This window comes from Paenibacillus terrae (assembly GCF_000943545.1).
Taxonomy (GTDB): domain Bacteria; phylum Bacillota; class Bacilli; order Paenibacillales; family Paenibacillaceae; genus Paenibacillus; species Paenibacillus terrae_A.
Window position 1 is genome coordinate 18,563 of sequence record NZ_JTHP01000011.1, and the last position, 21,337, is coordinate 39,899.

Sequence of the window (21,337 nt, forward strand, 5' to 3'; positions counted from 1 at the left end):
AATTTCAAGAGAGGAGGGGGCCAGGCATGGTGAGAAAATGGATATTTCGATACCGCTATGATATGGCAGCAATCTTGCTGATGCTGGCTGTGATTGGCGTATATCTTGCGCCTATCTATGGACCAGGGCAAATCGTATTTAGTGATATTGCCTTTGGAGCCACCTCTCATCGGTATCTGGAGGAAATTATGGGGGTATGGAACGAACGGTGGTCTACCTCTACCATGTTCAATGCTCCCCGTATCCTTTATATCTTGCCCTTCTATGGACTTTCGTTGCTATTCGGGGAAAGCGGCCCGGTCTTGCTGAAGTCGTTTATCACGGGTCTGCTGTTTGTTTCGGCATTTTCGATGTATGCCTTTGCCAAGCGGCTGGTCAGTGTATATTATTCACCGAGCTTTACGAAAACTCGCATTTTTGCCATCATGATCGGCGCACTGTTTTATGCACTGAATCCGTGGGTTATATTCCGCATTCAGCATATCTATTTGCTCTGTGGATATAGCTTGTTCCCGTTAATGCTGCGTTTCTTTTTCAGCGCGGTTGATCCCAAATTTCAAATTCAGCAAATTAAAAACTATCATCCTCACAAGCTGTACCAGCGGAACTGGATAGACTTGTTTCTGTTGGCTGCGGTATTTACCGTCAGCGCCGCTGCGATTCATTATTTTTTCTTCGGCATGATTTATTTGGGCTTGTTCACCGTGCTCTTACTGATCAAACTGACCTGGACGCACCGCAAGGCCGGTCGCACCTATTTACAGCCGTTATACGGCAATTTTTTGCGTAAAGGGATCATTTTTGGCGTGTTCTTCGGCCTACTCAGTTTTTACTGGTTGTCCCTGTATCTCGGCAGTATGGTGATGGATGCCCAGGCGTCGCAGCATAATATCAACGTCGTCGATACTTTGTCCCTGTTCAGTCGTAACAGCAGCTTATACAATGTGGGCTATTTGCTGAGCTATTGGTGGCCTATGTTTTCCTTTTCCTCACTGCCTGCGATGTTTTATGTGGGAGGGGGTTTTTTACTGCTCTTGATTGGCTATGCGATGGTGACGCGCTCACACAAAAATCCGATCATTCTGATCTTTTCGTTGCTTACGCTCCTGTTTCTCGTTGCCGCCACCGGGACAACCTTCCCGTCCATTGCCAAGTGGTTTGTCATTCTGGTGACGAAGACCCCTGTGATTGGCTCGGTTTTCCGTGATCCCAACAAGTTTATCGGGCTGATTGCCCTTAATTTCGGGGTACTGCTAACCTTCGGCGTGATTCAGATTATGGAATGGTTTGGATCATCGCCGCTGCAACGAGTGTATAAAAGGCTGGTGCTGGTCATTGTCGTCCTGTGCCTTGGCGTGTATTTTGCACCCTTGCGTACCCAATTCATTGAGGGATATTACAAGCCTGTTCAAGTGCCGGAGGCTTATAGCCAAATGGCTGAAAAGCTGACAGACCCGGACCGCTTCGACAGCAAAGCCTTGTATTTTCCGATTGCAGATAATATGATTCAGAGCTTTAACGGCGTAGCCACGCCCAAATGGAATAAGGGTAAGACAGCAACCGAGAAGGCAACCGGGGATTTTCAGGTATACTCTTCTCCTAAAAATACAATCTTTCATCATGAAGGCAATGACCCCGGTATTACATATTATATGAACTTTCTGGAGTATTTGCTGGACAACGGACTAAGCTCGCGGTTAGGCTGGCTATTCTCCACTTTTGGGGTCAATCAGCTGGTCTACCATGACGAATATGAGGGACAGGAGAAGCGGCAGGATTTCCACCTGTCTCAGTTGGAGGGTCAGACCGGGCTGAAACGCACGTACAAGAACGGACTTTTTTCCATATTTAATCTGGGTCAGCCGCCCCCTTACATGAACATATTAACGAGCAAAATTGTAACACCTTACGGGTTTAGCCGACTGGAGAGCTACAGCCATCTGCCTGGATTTGATTTTAGTCGCTTCGGCGTATTATTCAGTGCGTTAAAGCCTGAGCTAAAAACCATTCAGACGGTCAACAAGGGGGATTATGTGGAAGCGGCCTCCTTTAACGATTTGCTGTTGTCACAGCTTCCGGCAGAGGATTATTTGCGTCCGTTTGATGTCATTGAAGATGGCAACGCCTTTTTAAAATGGTCCAAAACCTTTGCCTCGACCAACGATTGGTTATGGTATTTATCGTCCCAAAATATACGGAATTTCCCGTTTGATATGGAAATGGACGCTGGAATTGCTGTCACCTTTGCCAGTAAGAAGCTGGATGTGGCCCCTTATCAGATGAGCAGCATTGAGGGGAAAACAGTCGTGGATTTTGATTCTATGCTGCGGACCGAAACCTTTTTCAAGCCGGATAATCCGCAGTTGTTCAGCGTGGAGGCTAACCCGCGTGAGGAATTGAATAATGTGCCAACCCTGCACGGCGAGATTATGAAGGGAGACCCGAGTAATATATGGCAGGTCGCCAGATCCGGTTTGCTGGAAGCCAAGGAAAATAACCCGTACCAGTTTCAGATCACCGTCTCTGGACGCGGCACGAACAAAATGCATGTTAAAATGAGGTTTTATGATAAGCAGATGCGTGAGCTGGGGGTTAGCTATGTCGTGGCACCTTCGGAGGGATACAATTTTGACGGTGTAAAATTTTACGGGGAATATGTGTCCCCGCCGGGCAGCTACTGGATGCGAATGGATTTGTTAACCCTGCAACGCCCGCAGCAAAAGAACTACTGGTGGATTCATGATATCCAGTTACGTGATTTGGGACAATATAGTAAGCCTAACGCATTTACGATGCACAAAAAGCTGGAACAGCCGCAAACCTCGCATGTATATGCGAGAGTGTTTATGAATAAGGCAGGCGGGAAGCTACAGGTTACGCTGCCGGGTGGAGTGGTTAACATCAAGACCCATGATGAAGGCTTGAATCAGTTCGAATGGGTCGACTTGGGGGAGCATGCCTTTCCCAAAGGGGATACCCCGATTACGGTGAATAACCTGCAAGGCTTTAATGCGGTCAATCAATTTGCGATTGTACCTGTAGACCAACTGGATGAACTATCTTTTCCGGTGGAGCAGGCATTGAAGCGAGGCAAGCTCTTTTTCACTCTGGAGGCCGAGAGCGATTTTAACGCCCAAGGAAATGTACAGTCAGAGCGTGCTCTGCCGAGGCTCAGCATGGGACGGGGAATCAGCTATCAGCAAGGTACATTAAGCAGGGATGTGGAGATCGCCAAAACCGGAACCTATTCCACAGCTATTTTAGCTGATCTACCTGCCGGGTATCATGGGGCATTGACAATGAAGTGGACGAATGAAGAGACAGGCAAGGTACTGACAAGAACGATCCATACAGGTGAATCGTATACGCGGTTGCCCGTTACCTCTTCATCCGAAAAACAGGTCATTGAAACGGTGCCGAATCAGGATGGCTTTGCCAAACAAATCATTCAAATTCCCGGTCTGCTGAACGATTATGGACGTGTAGAGTTCAAGAATCTGTTTTTAACCAAAGGGAAGTATCGCTTAACGCTGGTGCTGGACAGTCAGGTGCCGTCCATGAGCGGGTATGGAGATATTCATCGGATGGCTGCGCAGGAAGTGGCGGTTATGCCAGAGGATAACACGAAGGAATCTTTAACCAATGATGTAGGCTGCGTGGCGGATATTCAGCCTGGCAAGACGAGTCTGTCATCAGGCGGCGAGGGGTTGTCCATTCGTTACGCACCGAGCTATTCATGTGATTGGAATATATATGCGTCGAAGAAGATGAAGGCTGAGCCGCTGCAAGAGTATGCCGTACAACTGGATGCGCGGTCAGAACAAATTGGGAGTCGGCATATGAAGGTTATTTTTTTGAATAAAGCCTCCCAAATCCTCCAGACCTCTTATATTAACGAGGTGGAGGAGCGAGATAAGGAGCAATGGAATCATTATGATCAGATTGTGAAGGCTCCGGCAGGTAGCGTCTTTATGCAGTTTCAGATTTTGGCACATGCGCATAAGAAGCAGTCAGGCTTATTTCAAATGAAGAATTATTCTATCGTCCCTTATCAGGCGATGATTACAGTGGATCAGCTTACGGTGTTTGAGGGGACGGATATGGAAACCTTTTTTACGGCTCCCCATGCTTCAGAAAGTATTCAGGCTACTCGTGAAAATTCCATGGAACGCAGCTTTACGCTGTATAATCCGACGCATCAGCAGGTGCTGATTCGGGAAACCGAGTCGCCCAATCCACTGTGGGAATTCAGACTGGGAAGTGAAACCCAGCGTGCCCGTCTGTCGGTGAACGGAGTGACTACCGGATTTGTAACCAGTGGCAGCGGAAGCGGCAAGGTCGTCATTATTCTGGCTTCCGCCTACCGTTTTGGCTGGATACTGTTCATCATTGGGATACTTGGTGGAGCGGCTTGCTTTCTTCCATATCGGCGATGGAAAAAACGAAAGATTCCATAGAAGGAAGTTATCATGATGCAATTCAGTAGCCATTAGAGGGCACGGCTACATCTCGTATTTGTACCCTCGGCCCCAAACGGTGCGGATGTGCTGAGGATTTTTGGGATCACGTTCAATTTTTTTGCGGAGACTGGAGATATGTACGTCAATCGTGCGATCGAGATAGGCACCGTCTCCGCCTTTAATCCGATCCATCAGTTCGCTGCGGGTAAAGACTTTGCCTGGATAGCAGGATAGCTCTTTTATAATGGAAAATTCAATTTGAGTCACTTCAACCTCCCGATCATCGACCAACAGGCTGTGACGGTAATCATTCACCCAGACCCGCACTTTTTTGAGTTTTTTGGTTATGGATTGGGACTCGGCAGGCATGTTGCGGCCACAGCGGCGCAGTAAGGCTTTGATACGGGCGGTTAGCTCTCTCAGGTTGAATGGCTTGCATAAAAAATCATCTGCTCCGTCTTCCAGTGCTTTAATTCTTATATTCAGAAGGGTATTGTTGGAGATCACCAGCACAGGAACCGTCGTATATTGACGGATTTGGCCGATTAGTGAGCATTCGACCATACCGGAAAACATAAGATCGGTCACAATAATATCAGGCTTAAAACGCATAAGTGTCGGAAGTGCTTGTTTGGAATCGTAAATAAGTTCGGTATGATAACCTTCTTCCTGAAGATGAAGGGCGATCATATCTGCCAAACTTTTTTCATCTTCAATGATAAGTATTTTAATGGACATGACTGACAGCTCCTGTACAAACAAGTATACAAATACATGATGTAATCATGCATAAATTGCGATTTATGCATACTTATGTAATCGGCATATTTATGAAAAACGAACAGTGCCATGTGGCATGTATTTATTAATTTAGAGGAAGAAGGTTGCATAAATGCGTATGATTTTATTATCTGGAGGTTCTGGTAAACGTCTCTGGCCTTTGTCCAATGAGAGTCGCCCCAAGCAGTTTCTTACGATTCTGCGTCATGACGAACGACCTGAAAGTATGCTGCAACGGATTTGGCGGCAGTTATCTGAAGCAAATTTGGCAGGGGAGGCCTATTTTTCAACGAGTGGAACTCAAGCTGAGCTGATCCGTGGGCAAATTGGGGCGGACGCTGTGGTAATTGAGGAGCCAACCCGGCGGGATACATTTCCGGCCATTTCCTTGGCTGCGGCCTACTTACATGACCAGGCAGGTGCGTCGCGCGACGAGATTGTAGGGGTCATGCCGGTGGACGGATATGCGGGGGATGAGTTTTTCGAGCATTTACGCAGGCTTCCATCTATATTGGAGCAATCCGGGAGTGACATCGCACTCATGGGAGCTGTTCCAACGGAGCCTTCTGACAAATATGGCTATATTGTTCCTTCGTCATCTCCCTCCCCCAATCAGCCGTATCTCAGGGTTAGCTCATTTGTGGAAAAGCCGGATTTGATTCGTTCGGAGGCGCTGATCCGGGAAGGAGCACTATGGAATTGCGGTGTGTTCGCTTTCAGGCTTGGTTTTTTATTGGACATGCTGGAGCAAAAGGGTCTATCATCGAACTATGAATCTCTTTCGACAAATTATGCAGAATTACCCAAAACAAGCTTCGATATTGCGGTGGTGGAACAGACCCGTCAGCTTTCGGTGCTTCCGTATCGTGGGGAGTGGAGGGATTTAGGAACGTGGGATTCGCTGGTGCGGGAAAGGAGCTCGGAGCTGAGCGGCCCGGGCTATATTTCGGAAGCTTCTCATGATTCGCATATTATCAATGAACTGGAGATTCCAGTTAGCATATGGAATGTCCCGGACATCATCGTCGTTGCCGGACCGGATGGTGTGCTGGTGACCGATCGACAGTCGTCCACCGGGATTAAGGATATGGTGACGGAAATTGAGATTGGCCCTCGCTTTGAGGAGCGTTTTTGGGGGAAACAAACGGTGTTGTCCCACCAACAAGCGACCAGCGGCTTACAGACAGTCACCAAACGGGTAGTCATCTCTGCTGGAAGATTTATCAGTTATCATGAGCATCAGTTCCGCAAAGAGGTTTGGACTATTGTGTCCGGGGTGGGAAGCGTCTGTATCGATGGAATAATGCAAACGGTCAACCCCGGTGAGGTTATCGTCGTAGAGTCGGGTACGAAGCATTATATAGGTGCTGTCGAGGGGGATTTGGAGTTCATCGAATCTCAAATTGGGCATATTGTGTCAGAAACCGATATTATTAGATACGAATTTCCCGACTCCATTTAACACTAGATATCGTATGAAGTAAATCTATAATAATAGGACCCAGCCGGTACAGACGATGCTATCATAAGGTAGTGAAGGCGAGTTAGGAACTGTTTTTCTTGAAAACCTTAAATCATCTGAAAATTCCCCAAAAAGGTATCCATGCGGTGAACGCGTGAATACCTTTTTCTGCATGTAAGCTTGTCCGTAAGACACGGTATAGGACGATGCTTATAAAATCAGTTTCTTGGAAATCAGCCACTCTTTTACCACATCCGTACTGAGGTCTCTTTCAGGTGTCCATTCCACTTTATCTACCAGCTTGCCATGTCTGAATTCCGCAATGGTGGGGGTATACTTTACGTTGTATTCCTCTTTGAATTTATTCCATTGAGGCTTGTCCTTATGAATTTTGTGAACATTTAAAAAAGTGATTTTGGAGCCCAGATCATACTGCTCGATCATCTTATTAAAGTTAGGCTCAAAGCGGTTGCAGTCACCGCAACTGGGTCTGCCAACATAGACAAACACACTTTGATCCTGCTGGATCAGGTTTTTAAAACCATCAACTGTAACCGCATTCAAATGATCGTATATTTCGGGATAATTGCTTTTACTCGCTTGAATCTCTTTGTCTTTTTGCTGAACAACCTGCTCCAGATCCTGAAACTTGAACAAAGCCGAAATAGCGATAGCAATGACGAGCAGCACAATCACGCTTAAACCGATAATATATCCTTTTTTCACAGAAATCCTCCTTTATTTAACAGTCTTATACACACCATAAACGATATTTCCATTTTTCGCTGTAATACTTGTCTCATTTTTACTTTTTTTCTACGAATCATGACATAAACATAAAAAAGGATATACTTGTAAAGAACTTAGTTGAGGGCAAATATAAGCTGCAGTGGGAGGAACGCAAAAGAAGCTCCCCGCAAGGGAAGCTTCTTTTATACGTGAGGCAATGTTACTATGTTAATTCATAATTAGATAACTACTGTCATCAAGTAGTCTTCACGTTTCACTTCAGATTCTGCTGTTTTCAGAACATCCAGGTACTTAGCAGAATTCGTCACAATGATCGGCGTAGCCGTTGGGTAACCTGCGGCTTTAATTTGCTCAATGTCAAATTCGAGCAGCAGTTGTCCTTGAGTAACGATGTCGCCTTCTTTTACGCGCTTGTCAAAAAATTGTCCTTTCAGCTTCACTGTATTCACGCCAACGTGGATCAAAATTTCTGCTCCGTCATTGGAAGTAATACCGATAGCATGTCCGGTCGGAAATACCGTCGTAATTGTTCCGTTTACAGGAGAAGTCAGTACGCCCTCTGTAGGTTCAATCAGAATTCCTTTACCCATAGCCCCTGAGGCAAAAGCGACATCAGAAGATTCTTCGAGTGGCAACACTTTACCTTGCAGCGGACTTACGAGAATTTCCTTCTCAATCACAGTTTCTTTCTTCTCAGGTGTTGGTGCTGCTTTGACAGTTTCTTCTTTTGGATCATCAAAGCCCAATACCATAACTAGCACCATTGCAAGTACAAAGGCAACGAGCAAGCCGATGACAAGCCACAAGAATCCAGCACCAAAATAAGTAGGCAATGCCAACAAACTAGGCAGGGAGAAGGATTTTGCAGTCGCTCCGCCGGAAGCGATAATAGCCCCTCCAATACCACCGGAAATACAAGCATAAATAAATGGCTTTTTCAATTTCAAAGTTACGCCATAAATCGTTGGTTCTGTAATCCCAAAAACAGCCGCCAGCGTAGAGGAACCTGCCAAAGCCTTCATTTGAGTATTGCGGGATTTCAGGAATACGCCTAATGTTGCACCAGCCTGAGAAAGTACGGCTGCTGTAAGCATCGGAAGCATCGTGTCATAGCCCAATGTTGCAATATTCGACAGCATGACCGGAACGAAGCCCCAATGCACGCCGAAAATAACAAACACTTGCCAGAATGCCCCGGCAACAGCACCAGCGACCAGCGGGCTTAAATTGTATACCCAGGTAAAGCCGTTCGCCAAGCCTTGACTGATCATGTTACCTATTGGACCAAAGGCCAGGAATGTCAACGGAATAACGACCAGCAAAACCAGCATCGGAACGATAATATTTTTCACCGATTGATGGATAAAGGAATTGAACCAGCGTTCCACATAGGACTGAACCCAGACTGCGAGAATAATTGGAATAACACTGGAACTGTAATTAATCAGAATGATCGGAATACCCAGAAACGCCAATCTTTCCGGGTTGCTTACCGCTGCTATAACCGCCGGATAGACCAGAGCTCCGGCGATTGCGACCGATACAAAGGTGTTTGTCTTAAATTTACGGGATGATGTAACAGCCAGAAATACTGGCAGGAAATAAAATACGCTGTCCGAAGCAGCGCTTAGGATCAGATACGTACCGCTTTTATCATTAATCCAATGGAGTGACAAAATTAATGCCAGAATCCCTTTGAGCAAACCGGCTCCGGCAAGAGCGCCCAAGAGAGGCGAAAAAATGCTGGAAATGACATCGACGGCTTTACCAAGAAAGTTCGTTTTTTCGGAAGACTCTTCCTTTTTCTCACCTGCATTTTCGGCATCCTGCAAATTCGTTTCTGCCATCATATGCTCAAATACTTGGCCTACATTGTTGCCGACGACAACTTGAAACTGGCCGCTGCTTTCAACCACCGTAATGACACCGGGCGTTGCTTCCAATGCAGCTTTGTCTGCTTTTGTACGATCATTTAATTTAAATCTCAAGCGTGTAGCGCAATGGAATACCGAATTGACATTCTCTTCGCCGCCAACGAGGGTCACTATTTTTCTGGATAGCTCTTTATCGCTCATGTTCAGAACTCCTTATGGGTTATTCTTGTTATGGATAGGACTCTCTGTTTACTTCATGTTGCTAAGATGCGCCGGCGTGCATCTTTTTAACCTTGTAAACAAGAAAAACCTAAACTCGTAGCGAAAGCAACACGTCCTCTCCTTAAAGAAGAACGTGGATTTCGCCATCAGTTTAGGTTTTGCCTGCCTTACCAGTCACAATCCTTATACGATGAAATTATGAAGTTTTTAGCCAGATTTATGGTTTGGCTTGTTACTTGGCAATGTTATTCCGCAATATTATTTCGCTCGGTCACTCGATGAATATGAATGGTCAGATATACATATTCGTCCTTGCTTAAATATTGATCGTATGTTTTTTCCAGATACTCATTGATCTTTTGCGCACAAGCGAAAGCTTCGGTATACGTCTGCTTTACCTGGTTGTACAAAAATTCTTCGCCACTGTGAATGACCTCTTTACGAATCACCCGCATCGCAAAATATTGCAAATGTGTCAAAAATCTCGAATAGCTAAAGGAGGACTCATCCAGCACAATACCGTAATGATACGTAATAATATTCAATATATGCTGAACAATCTCGGTCATTTTCAGCGTAGACTTCATTTCGTTACCGTCGATCCGAGCATTCACCATATGCAATGCGATAAAGCCCGCTTCGTCTTCGCCCAGCTTCACACCAAGCGTATTTTCAATTTTTTGCAGAGCATCCAGCCCAACCTCAAATTCTTTCTTGTAAAAGCGCTTAATCTCATACAGCATCGCGTTTTGGAGCGCGAGCCCCTTCTCTTGCCGCTGTATCGCAAAATGAATATGATCGGTCAGCGTTAAATAAATGTTATCGCTTAATTCCGTATCCAGCACTTCCGTTGCATGGGTCACAATTTCATTTACGACCTCCAGATGCGATACAGGAATATCGTTCAGCAGCTCCGTTAATTTGGCTGTGAACTCGTTTTCATTTAACATGAAGATTTTATCTATTTTATGATCATCGACTTGGTCCCCAGCTACCTTTTTGAAGGAAATGCCTCTTCCCATCACGATGACCTCTTTGCCTTTGTCGTTTTTAGTCAACAGGACGTTGTTATTGAGCACCTTCTCAATAATCATTGAAGTTCCCCCTCCCATCCTTTACCAATAAAAAATGCCTAAGCACAATTCAACACTATTGTTAGCAATAGCACTCAATTGAACTCAGGCATTGCCCGCATCACCGGTCACAATCCTTTATATAGTGCTATTGTAGCACAAAAAAAAGCGATTTCAACATATTTTATTCTTATTCGACAAAAAACATTACAAATGAATCAATTTCATAAATGATTAAGCCAACGAAATGTATACTACATATAGACAAACTAAACTATTTTGATCTATATGTATTCTTTATTAAAGCTACTGAGGGTATTATGAAATTGATTCAAACACAGGTCCTTTCGCCTAGCCCCTCAGTTAAGCGTTACTCTAAGTAGTCGTGCGTTCAATGAGGCTGTATTGCAGGGGTTGCAGCTCCATTTGGCGGCCTACGAGCTGAGGGGAAAGCATGTAAAAGGCATTTTGCGCCTGAGCTTCAATTGGATTCTGAACGGTTGTAATGCCCATCGTATGCGAGAGCTCCGTGTTATCAAACCCGACGATCGCCAGATCTTCCGGCACGCTCAGCAGTTGTCTGCGTGCTTCGCAGAGAATACCAACCGCCACATAATCGTTGGAGCACAGAATAGCCTGTGGGAATTCGTCCCGATACTGTAACAAATCGCGCACTACCTGCTCACCGTCACGGATGTTATAGATGGAAGATTGATTCCAATGCTGCAATACAGGAAGATTATGCTGCTCCATGATATACGCATAGGCTCGTTGTCTGCTGTGGGTGTTGATGCTGCTTGGGCGGCCAAAGGCATTGGCTATACGAGTATAGCCTTTTTGTATCAAGTGTTTTAGCGCTAGCATGTATCCTTCGTATTGGTCCATGGCGACGGAGCGAATATCGGTATGATCCATTCGTTGCCACGACACGATCGGGCCATACTTGCAATAAGTGCTTAACAAATCGGTATCATTTACACAGGAAATGATGACCAGCGCATCAACTCTTTTTCTTTTCAGATCTTCGAAGGCCTGAAGCTCTTTCTTCTTGTCTTCTCCCGAAGTATAAATTATCGTTTGAAATTCGTACTGGCCCGCCACCTCTACAAAGCTATTCAGAAATGCGAGAACAATTTCATTAATGGTTGAAGTGATGATGCCAATTTGAAGGGTCTGACCCTTGGATAAGGAAATGGCGTTCCGGTTGGGAACGTAATCCAGCTCCTGCATGATTTTTAAAATCTTGCTTCTCGTCTCCTGGCTAACATGGGGGGACTTGTTTAACACTCTGGATACCGTAGCTTTGGAAAAGCCAGCCAGTTTGGCAATTTGATCAAGATTCGACATGCTGCTTCTCCTCACATATGAAAAATATTTGACATGAAACGCGTTACAACGTTTAGGATGCTTATGAGGGCATTACTTCTATTTTATAGCATCTGTCGATGCATTTCAAAAAAACGTTCCTTATGTTGTGGTATTATTCTGGCAATACTTGCGATATCGTAAAGCTAAGCCTTTAGGAAACGAGGGGATTTGCGAAATGACGATTCAAATTGCATATTTAGGATTTGGCAAAAGTACAACCAGATATCATCTGCCCTATGTTCAGATCAGGGACACCTTTCAAGCATCGAGAGTGTTCACACGCCAAGTGCGGGAGGACATGGAAACGGCCTACCCGGACATTCAGTTCTCGGATCAAATTACGGACGTTCTGGGCGACCCGGAAATATCACTCGTCGTTGTATGTACGCCAGCGGCATTAAGCAGCCTTCCCCGTCAATCGTTGATTTCCGGCGATAGACTCGCCATCAAGAAAGGAAGTTACGCTATATGAAGCTCGGAATGATTGGAACTGGATGGATCAGCACAGAATGGGTTAAAGCCGTGAAAGAAGCTGGCGGCTGGGAGATTACAGCACTCTTTGTTCGAAATAAGGACAAAGGCGGAGTTTTTGCCGCTGGGTGTCAGCTTGAAAACATTACGCTGTATGACAGTTTGGAAGAGATGGCTCAATCCGATATTGATGCCATTTATATTGCTACGCCCAATTCCTTGCACATGCCGCAAGCGCGTCTTTTTTTGGAGCATGGCAAACATGCGATTGTCGAAAAACCGATCAGCCTGACAGAACAGGAATTGCGAGAAGCTTACGAGTTGGCTGACCGAAATGGTTGCTACCTGCTGGAAGCGGTTCGTCATATTCATGAGCCTAATTTTTTGCGCCTTAAGGACAACTTGAAGCGCGTGGGCAATATCCAGGGTGGCACCTTGTACTCCATGCAATTTTCCTCCCGGTATGATCAGTTGCTTTCAGGAGATACTCCTAATATCTTTTCTCTGTCTTATGGCGGGGGTGCATTAATGGATCTGGGTGTGTATTCGCTGTATTTTGCCATTGATTTGCTTGGAGCCCCGACATCAGGCTTGTACCGTGCCAAAAAGCATGAGAATGGCGTGGATTTGGGTGGCCCGATCCTACTGTCGTATCCCGATTTTACACTGGTGATCCAACTGGCCAAAAATGCTGTAACCACCAACCGTGTTGAAATTTACGGGGACCAGGCCACTATGATCTCCAGTGGTGTCTCTGGTATCACGGACGTAACGGTTCTGGATGTCCGTACTCAGGAAACAGATACTGTAAGTGCTCCTGAAACTCATCATTTCATGTTTTACGAGGCTCGGGAATTTTATCGGATCATTGCCGAAAAGGACAAAGACCGCTACGAAGAATTGAAGTCATTGAGCATTGAGGTTCAGAAGATCAGCAATGAGCTGCGCCATCAAAATGGCATTTATTTTGAAGATGGACAAAAATAACTAAAGAAAAGAGGCTCTCATACTATGACTAAGATATTAAAAGGATTTCCGAAAAACTTTCTGTGGGGCGGGGCAACCGCAGCCAACCAATTGGAAGGCGCTTTTGACGTAGATGGAAAAGGATTGTCCAGTGCGGACGTGATTGCTTATGTACCCAAAGCAGAGCGTACAAACGATCATGCTATGGAGGTTTCGTCCGAGCGACTCGAAGACGTTTTATCTGGCAAGGTAAATGCCCGTTTTCCAAAGCGCGAAGGTGTGGACTTTTTCCATCATTACAAAGAAGATATCGCATTATTTGCGGAAATGGGCTTTAAGGTATTCCGCATGTCCATCCACTGGTCGCGGATTTTCCCGAATGGCTATGATGCCGAGCCGAATGAAGCAGGACTGCAATTTTACGACAATGTATTTGACGAGCTGCGCAAGTATGGGATAGAGCCACTGGTGACATTGTCCCATTACGAAACACCGCTAGGTCTGACACAGAAGTATAATGGGTGGCTGGGTCGCGAAGTAATACAGCACTACGTCAATTATGCTGAAACGGTGTTTACACGTTATAAGGATAAAGTGAAATACTGGCTGACTTTTAATGAGATCAATGTGATGACGATGAGTCCGTTCACAGGTGGTGGTGTGGTCATTGATCGTGTAGATAACAAGCAGCAAGCGATCTATCAAGCTCTGCATCACCAGTTTGTGGCGAGCGCATTGGCGACAAAACGAGGCCATGAGATTATTCCAGGCTCTCAAATCGGCTGTATGCTGGCTCGTATGGAAAGCTATGCACATACGTGTAACCCGGAAGACGTGCTGAAAAGTCAGCATGAAAACCAGATGAATCTGTTCTTTACGGATGTACATGCCCGTGGGGAATATTCAAATTATATGAACCGTTATTTTGAAGAAAATAATATTGTCTTGCACACAGAACCCGGCGATGCCGAAATTCTGAAAAACAACACGGTCGATTACATCTCATTCAGCTATTACATGACCTTGATCGTCTCTGTAGGACCGGAAGGCGAGAAGGCAGCGGGGAACCTGTTTGGCGGCGTGAAAAATCCATATTTGCAATCCTCTGACTGGGGCTGGCAGATTGATCCGATCGGCCTGCGTGTTACGCTGAACACATTATATGACCGTTATCAAAAGCCGCTGTTCATCGTGGAAAACGGCTTGGGTGCATATGACAAGGTGGAAGAAGACGGCTCCATTCACGACACGTATCGCATTGATTATTTGCGCCAGCATATCGCTCAAATGAATGAAGCGATTGCGGACGGTGTGGATCTGATTGGTTACACTAGCTGGGGACCTATCGACCTTGTGAGCATGTCTACTTCCGAAATGTCCAAGCGTTACGGATTTATTTATGTTGATCTGGACGATGACGGTAACGGAACACTGAAGCGCTCCAAGAAGGATTCGTTTGACTGGTACAAAAATGTAATTGCCACTAACGGCGAAGAACTGTAATCCAAGCTAACTGAATATAACCCGATATGGTCTGGGTGCGGGTGCGGCGGAGAACATCATGAAGATGAATCTGGCTGCGCCCGCCCTTATTTTATAGGCTCATCTTAAGATAACCAAACGACTTCACAAATTTTTCACTTGTAAAAAGCTGAAAGTTTTCTGTATAATAAAAAACAATTTCATATGTCTGGTTGATGTTTGCGGGAGATGGAACGTAAGTTCCGACCGAAGGGGCAAAACTCTCAGGTGCTTGGGCTGATTACAGCAACAAGCGGGACCGTAAACGGACAGAACTCTGGAGAGACCCTTAATTGGGCGCCGAAGGTGCACCGCAGATATCATCTGCTTAAACTCTCAGGCAAAAGGACAGAGACGCGAATAACCTGTGACAGGGGATGCCCTAGGCTTTTTTATGAGCTGTTAGTGGCTGAATCCTGCACAAGATGGTTGTATTTTTTCGTGCCTTTAACCTCTCCAGGAGTCGAATCAGCGGATTTGACTCTTTTTTGTTTTTTAATATGCTGGAGGAGCGGGTTGAAATGAATTTGGTACATGTGTTAGAAGCGATTAGCAGTTGGATATGGGGTGCCCCTCTGATCATTCTCGTTATGGGAACAGGTCTGTGGCTGACCATACGGTTGAAAATGTTGCAGGTTTTCCGCCTGCCTCTGGCGATCAAGCTGATCGGAAAGGCCCCAAATGAAGGTAGTGGGGATGTCAGCAGCTTTGCGGCCCTGAGTACGGCGCTGGCGGCTACAGTAGGTACAGGAAGTATTGTCGGCGTCGCGACAGCGATAAAACTGGGCGGACCGGGCGCCCTGTTCTGGATGGTTGTTGCAGCCTTTTTCGGGATGGCGACGAAATATGCCGAAGGTGTGCTTGCAGTAAAATACCGGGTGAAGGATCGGAATGGACAATTTTCCGGCGGCCCTATGTATTATATTGAAAAAGGGCTTGGACGCCGCTTTAAACCGTTGGCGATGCTGTTTGCTTTTTCCGGGATGCTGGTAGCGCTGTTCGGGATAGGAACATTTCCTCAGGTCAAAGCGATTGTATCCTCAACCGAAAACAGCTTCGGTGTTCCGCCAATTGTAACGGCATTGATTATTGCTACCCTTACGGGACTCGTTACCATTGGAGGGCTCAAGAGCATTGCCAAGGTATCGACCAAAGTAGTCCCCTTCAAAACAGGCTTGTACGTGTTGATCTGTATGATCGTACTGATTCGGTTCGCCGATCAGATTCCTGCCGCACTCGCGCTTGTGCTGCATTCGGCATTTTCCACGACGTCTGCGACGGGTGGATTTGCCGGAGCTACGATTATGCTGGCGATGCGCAGCGGGGTAGCCAGAGGGATTTTTGCCAACGAGGCCGGATTGGGAAGCGCACCGATTGCAGCCGCAGCCGCCAAAACCAAATGGCCTGCGGAGCAAGGGCTGATTTCCATGACAGGTGTGTTTATAGATACGATGATTATTTGCGTGATGACCGGGCTGACGCTGCTGGTTAGCGGCGTATGGAGCGGTCCTACCGATGCGGGCTTGATGACGCAGCAAGCTTTCTCCAGCGCATTCCCGCTTGGTGCGGAACTGCTCACAATCATTCTGATTATGTTCGCGTTCACCACGATGCTTGGCTGGAACTACTATGGAGAACGCTGTGTTGAATATTTGCTGGGTGTCAAATGGATTAAGCCGTACCGTTATCTGTTCATTGCGCTGGTTGCCGGAGGCGCGTTTATTAAGCTGGATGCGATCTGGTTACTGGCAGATATCTTTAACGCCATGATGGCTTTCCCGAACTTGATTGCACTGCTTGGCTTGTCGGGAATTGTAGTTGCAGAAACCCGTACCTATATGGATTCCTTGTATCCTGACAAGAAAAAGGGAATACTTGCAGGTGCCAGTGCAGGAGCAGCTATAGACATAGAAGAAAAAGGACAAACAGTCAGCTCGTAAAGTCCGATATATCCGGATTTAAGAATATTGACTCTGCAAGATCATTTGCCAGGATAACGAAAGGGAGTGTCCCTCAGCCATTACAGGCTGGGAGGACACTCCCTTTTTGCGTTTTAGAGCAGGATAAAGCTGGCTCAGTAAATCTAATCTTTGACCGCTCCAGCTGCAAGATCGGAAATAAACTGGCGGCTAATGAAAAGAAATAAAATGATAAGTGGCAGTACAGCCAACAGGGTGCCAGCAATGACCATCGCATAATCCGTATTGTAAATACCGTTTAATTGGGACAGCGCAATCTGGAGCGTAAATTTGCGCTCATCGGTTAATACGATTAACGGCCATAAATAATCATTCCATGCTCCTATGAAGGTGAATGCGCCGAGAAAAGCGAAGGCAGGACGTAGAATCGGGAGCGCCACATTCCAATACAGCCGAAAAAAGCTGCATCCGTCCATCCGTCCTGCATCCAGCAGCTCCTTTGGAATGGATTCCTCTGCATATTGGCGTATCCAGAAGATGCCGAAGGCATTCACCATCCCCGGAATGATCAGCGCTTTGAACGTGCCCACCCATCCAAAGGCGGCCATCATGACAAAGGAGGGGACAAGCGACAGTTGGGAAGGGACCATCATCGTAGCCAGCAGAATGATGAATAATGCTTTTTTGCCCGGAAAATCAAACTTGGCGAATGCAAACCCGGCCAGTGAATCGAAAAACAGCACCAATAGGGTAACGGAGCTGGCTACAAAAAGCGTATTAAAAAAAGCTCCGGCAAAATCAATCTGCTGCAACACTCTCGTCACATTGCTCCAGAAGTGGCTTCCAAACCATAACTGCGGTGGAAAACGATAGATGTCCGAAGTTGTACGGGTAGCCATGACGATAAGCCAGTAAAAAGGAAACATCGACAGAATCATTCCCGCCAACAGCCCGGTATATAAAATAACGGATTTTACACGTGCCTGCATCATGTTGTAGAACCCCCTTTCTGCCGTTATTTTTTACCTTGTACGAGCTTCCAGTTCACGATGGAGAACAGGGCAATAATGAGGAACATGCCCCATCCGACGGCTGCACCATATCCAAAATAGTTGTTAATGAACGATTCACGATACAGATACAACACAATGGTCATGCCACTTGCTCCGGCACCGCCGTCATTACCGACCAGCACCTGCGGCTCGGTGAACAACTGCATGCCCCCGATGGTGGACGTAATTACGGTAAACAGGATGACCGGACGAAGCATAGGAATGGTGATGCGAAAGAAGGCTTGCGCTCCGGTTGCTCCATCTATTTTCGCAGCCTCATACAGCACATGCGGAATACTCTGGAGTCCGGCCAGGTAGATGATCGCGTTATAGCCGGTCCATCTCCATACAACCATGGAGGAAACGGCGATTTGGATCCCCCACGGCAGATTAAGCCACTGGATCATAGGCAAGCCCAGAAGTTGCAGCAGGTAATTGAGAAATCCGAAATTATTGGCAAATAAAGCGCCAAAGATGATGGCAACAGCCACAATGGATGTCACGTTCGGCAGAAAAAATCCGACCCGCCACAGGGTACGCATTTTGACAAAAGGTGCATAAAGCAGGAAGGCAATAATCAGTGCAAAAAATAGCATCGGAATCGTCGAGTACACCCAGATCGCAAAGGTATTACCCACAGCCTGCCAAAATTCGTTATCTGTCACAAGGTAGCGAAAGTTACCCCAGCCGTTATAGGTCATGTCTCCGATACCATCCCATTTATGAAACGCCAGATATAATGAAAAACCGATCGGAAACAAGCCGAATATGCCAAACAGCAGGTAAAAGGGCGAGATTGCGGCATATACGGCACGGTGCTTCCAGATTTCTTTCAGCATATTGACCACACGCCTTTTTTAAATTTTTGATTTTTTACCGCTGTAATTCCCGTTCTATTCGGTCCATCGTTTCCGTCCATAATGCATCGGGATCGGCATTCTGCTTGGCGACATTGGCAAGGCGGCGGGTCACAATGCCGTGGATGACAGGATATCGTTCGCCGAAATAACTGCTTTTGACATTACGTGCGGAGGCGGCAAAGATCAGTCCGGTGGCCTGACCGCCAAAGAAAGGCTCGGGTGTCTCCATGACAGGATCGTTATAGACGCCGGGAGTGGACGGGAACAGCCCGATTTTTTGGTAGGCTTCCAGTTGGTGCTCCGGGTTTTGCAGCCAGGTCAGGACTTCAAAGGCTTCTTTGGGATGTTTGCTGGATTTGAGGATGGAAATGAAAGATCCACCCAAATTGCCGTCCCCTCCAGGGGCACGGGCGACTCTCCACTTGCCCGCAGTATCCGGCGCGGCCTCCGTGAGAACCTGCTTCATCCAGATTGCACCTACAAAAGAGGCAACTTTTCCGTTATTGACCGAAGCATTCCATTCGGGGGTCCAGCCATCCGCATTGGCGAGTAGATGCTTCTTGTGAAAAGCCACGGCGGTTTGCCAGCCCAAACGGATATGAGGGGATTGATTACCGATGTAGCTGCCGTCCGGCTTGAAGTACAGGTCTGTATTTTGAGCAAGCATCTGATTGTAAACGTTTACAATATTATCAGTTAAAAACGAACGGCTTCCGAGCTTTTGCTGAAGCTGTTCTCCGGCGGCCATATAATCGTCCCATGTGCGAATCGTAGCACTGACCTTTTCAGGATCACTGGGCAGACCAGCCTGTGCAAAGAGATCGCTGCGATAAAAGAGGGCGGTGGGACCTGTATCCATCGGAAAAGCAATCATTTTGCCGTCAGGGGTAATGCCCTGATTCCATTTCCACTCCAAATACTGATCCTTGAATGGATCTGCTCCCAGTGTTCTCAGATCATAAAAACGATCCGCACTAGGAAATAACTCTACCATCCAGTCGTTCAAAGCTACGATGTCCGGTTCACCGGAATGGGCTGCCAGAGTCGTCTTAAGCTTGGCTTTGAAATCACCGCCGATTTTTTGGGTGTTCAATTCAATGTCGGGAAACTGCTTTTCGGCACGAGCGAGTAGTTCATCGTCAATAGAACGGTTCCAGTACCATAATGTAAGCGTTATCTTTTTGTGATTTGGCAAATTGCTTTCAGATGAATGACTTTCAGAGGACAGAGGGCCGCTACAACCACTAATCATAGTGAGGAAAGCAAGACATAACACCAGCCATCGTACTGTCTTCACGTCATTTCCCTCCTTGCTGTCTGAGATGGTCTACCTGCTGAACAAGTTGTGAATGGTTTAGCTCCATCATATGAATCTGTTATCCATTTATGTGCATAATACCTTAACCAAAAACAAAAAAATTGAAATAAAGCATGTATAGAAATTAAATACTCTAAAGATACTATCGAAAAATGATAAAGCAATAAGTCAGATATTATGACAAAAGTATCTCAATCGTCAATGCTGGGCAATATCCTGGAAAAATCCAATGATGAATTCGAAGAACGACTTCTCTATAGCGGTGTGCAGTTCCCCAGCAGGATAGGACAGATAGATTGTTCGCATACATCGAGGCTCCCTGATTTGAAGCAGCTTGATGTCTTCGGTTACGATGTTTCTCCACAGGATAGAAGGAATAAAGGAGATGCCAAGTCCTGTTTGAATCAACCCTCTTACCGTAGCCGGATCATCACTTTCAAAGACGATGTTCGGTTCAAAAGGGGTATGAGTAAAAAAGCGGTCCGTTGTTTTCCTAAGCGAATTACCAGGTGTAAGGCTGATAAACTTCTCATGCTCTAGATCTTTCAGGAATACGGTGTCCTGAGCGCTCAGAGGGTGAGATTTTGGTACGCCAAGCAAAATTTCCTCCTCCAGCAGAATCGTATGCTCGTTGTCTGCCAACTCTTCGGACGTAATCGCAAAATCGTACGCCAGTCCTTTCTTCACCATCGCAGGGTGCTGGGTCAGGTTGAATCTAATTTGAGGGTAGAGATCGCGAAACTTACCGACAAGGTTGGGCAATAGCATAGAGCCGACGGCGACGTATAACGTGATTACCTCTACCTTTTCGTTCTTCATTTCTTTGACTTCGGATATGCCTTGCTCTAGCGCTGAGAGCGACTGATTCACTCTTTTCAGGAACTTCTTTCCATATTCATTCAGCACGATATGTTTTCCTTCGCGGTCAAATAGCTGCACACCCAATTCCGTCTCCAGGTTTCTAATCATTTTACTTAAGGCAGGCTGTGAAATAAACAACTCGTTCGCGGCACGTGTGACATGTTCATACTTCGAGGTCACTTGAAAATACTTAAGCTGCAAATAATCCATTATGGAGTATCTCCTTTATAACCATAAGGTTATCAATTATATGTGAATATATATATTTTACAGGTATTTGCTTACTTATTACAATTGACAATGTAAGAAAATGAATCCGCTAAAGGTGGTGAGATTCTGAACATCGTTTTTACATTTCCCGGCCAGGGGTCACAGGTTCC

Annotated in this window: 15 protein-coding genes and 2 riboswitches; of the genes, 6 read left to right on the forward strand and 9 right to left on the reverse strand. The window is 46.1% G+C overall.

Annotated elements, in window-relative coordinates:
- The first annotated feature begins 29 nt into the window (after positions 1-29).
- Complete coding sequence (locus tag QD47_RS07920) at positions 30-4,457, forward strand: polysaccharide biosynthesis protein (protein WP_052646729.1); 4,428 nt, start codon at positions 30-32, stop codon at positions 4,455-4,457.
- A gap of 45 nt (positions 4,458-4,502) precedes the next feature.
- Here the strand turns inward: QD47_RS07920 and QD47_RS07925 are convergent, their stop codons facing one another.
- A complete protein-coding gene (locus QD47_RS07925) occupies positions 4,503-5,198 on the reverse strand; it encodes a response regulator transcription factor (protein WP_044645622.1) in 696 nt (231 codons plus the stop codon).
- 154 nt (positions 5,199-5,352) lie between these two features.
- Here QD47_RS07925 and QD47_RS07930 point away from each other — a divergent pair, with 154 nt between their 5' ends.
- On the forward strand, positions 5,353-6,702 hold the full coding sequence (locus QD47_RS07930; RefSeq protein ID WP_044645623.1) for a sugar phosphate nucleotidyltransferase: 1,350 nt from the start codon (positions 5,353-5,355) through the stop codon (positions 6,700-6,702).
- Positions 6,703-6,912: 210 nt separating this feature from the next.
- On the opposite strand, the gene QD47_RS07935 is transcribed toward QD47_RS07930, so the two are convergent.
- The 4 genes from QD47_RS07935 to QD47_RS07950 all read right to left on the reverse strand — a co-directional run bounded on the left by QD47_RS07935 (position 6,913) and on the right by QD47_RS07950 (position 11,968).
- Positions 6,913-7,428 (reverse strand): thioredoxin family protein, encoded by a 516-nt coding sequence (locus QD47_RS07935; RefSeq protein WP_044645624.1) that lies wholly within the window; start codon positions 7,426-7,428, stop codon positions 6,913-6,915.
- 242 nt (positions 7,429-7,670) lie between these two features.
- Positions 7,671-9,527: a beta-glucoside-specific PTS transporter subunit IIABC gene (locus QD47_RS07940; RefSeq protein ID WP_044645625.1), complete on the reverse strand. Its 1,857-nt coding sequence runs from the start codon at positions 9,525-9,527 to the stop codon at positions 7,671-7,673.
- Positions 9,528-9,793: 266 nt separating this feature from the next.
- A complete protein-coding gene (gene licT, locus QD47_RS07945; RefSeq protein WP_044645626.1) occupies positions 9,794-10,642 on the reverse strand; it encodes a BglG family transcription antiterminator LicT in 849 nt (282 codons plus the stop codon).
- 354 nt (positions 10,643-10,996) lie between these two features.
- Positions 10,997-11,968 (reverse strand): LacI family DNA-binding transcriptional regulator, encoded by a 972-nt coding sequence (locus QD47_RS07950; protein ID WP_044645627.1) that lies wholly within the window; start codon positions 11,966-11,968, stop codon positions 10,997-10,999.
- 196 nt (positions 11,969-12,164) lie between these two features.
- Here QD47_RS07950 and QD47_RS07955 point away from each other — a divergent pair, with 196 nt between their 5' ends.
- The 4 genes from QD47_RS07955 to QD47_RS07970 all read left to right on the forward strand — a co-directional run bounded on the left by QD47_RS07955 (position 12,165) and on the right by QD47_RS07970 (position 16,887).
- The gene (locus tag QD47_RS07955; protein ID WP_044645628.1) at positions 12,165-12,461 is read left to right on the forward strand and encodes a hypothetical protein; all 297 of its coding nucleotides are present in this window, start codon (positions 12,165-12,167) and stop codon (positions 12,459-12,461) included.
- On the forward strand, positions 12,458-13,447 hold the full coding sequence (locus tag QD47_RS07960) for a Gfo/Idh/MocA family protein (RefSeq protein WP_044645629.1): 990 nt from the start codon (positions 12,458-12,460) through the stop codon (positions 13,445-13,447). The genes QD47_RS07955 and QD47_RS07960 overlap by 4 nt, the downstream gene beginning before the upstream one ends.
- A gap of 24 nt (positions 13,448-13,471) precedes the next feature.
- Positions 13,472-14,929 carry a glycoside hydrolase family 1 protein gene (locus tag QD47_RS07965; RefSeq protein WP_044645630.1) on the forward strand — a complete coding sequence of 486 codons (1,458 nt, stop codon included), beginning with the start codon at positions 13,472-13,474 and terminating at the stop codon, positions 14,927-14,929.
- Between the two features lie 191 nt (positions 14,930-15,120).
- A riboswitch (glycine riboswitch) is annotated at positions 15,121-15,197 on the forward strand.
- Positions 15,198-15,214: 17 nt separating this feature from the next.
- A riboswitch (glycine riboswitch) is annotated at positions 15,215-15,309 on the forward strand.
- 159 nt (positions 15,310-15,468) lie between these two features.
- On the forward strand, positions 15,469-16,887 hold the full coding sequence (locus QD47_RS07970) for an alanine/glycine:cation symporter family protein (protein WP_044645686.1): 1,419 nt from the start codon (positions 15,469-15,471) through the stop codon (positions 16,885-16,887).
- A gap of 143 nt (positions 16,888-17,030) precedes the next feature.
- Here QD47_RS07970 and QD47_RS07975 read toward each other — a convergent pair whose 3' ends face one another.
- The 4 genes from QD47_RS07975 to QD47_RS07990 form a co-directional block, all read right to left on the reverse strand.
- Positions 17,031-17,858 (reverse strand): carbohydrate ABC transporter permease, encoded by an 828-nt coding sequence (locus QD47_RS07975; protein ID WP_014277627.1) that lies wholly within the window; start codon positions 17,856-17,858, stop codon positions 17,031-17,033.
- Between the two features lie 23 nt (positions 17,859-17,881).
- On the reverse strand, positions 17,882-18,757 hold the full coding sequence (locus QD47_RS07980; RefSeq protein ID WP_044645631.1) for a carbohydrate ABC transporter permease: 876 nt from the start codon (positions 18,755-18,757) through the stop codon (positions 17,882-17,884).
- Positions 18,758-18,791: 34 nt separating this feature from the next.
- Complete coding sequence (locus QD47_RS07985; protein ID WP_044645632.1) at positions 18,792-20,075, reverse strand: ABC transporter substrate-binding protein; 1,284 nt, start codon at positions 20,073-20,075, stop codon at positions 18,792-18,794.
- Between the two features lie 219 nt (positions 20,076-20,294).
- Positions 20,295-21,167 carry a LysR family transcriptional regulator gene (locus tag QD47_RS07990; protein ID WP_044645633.1) on the reverse strand — a complete coding sequence of 291 codons (873 nt, stop codon included), beginning with the start codon at positions 21,165-21,167 and terminating at the stop codon, positions 20,295-20,297.
- Positions 21,168-21,337 lie beyond the last annotated feature (170 nt).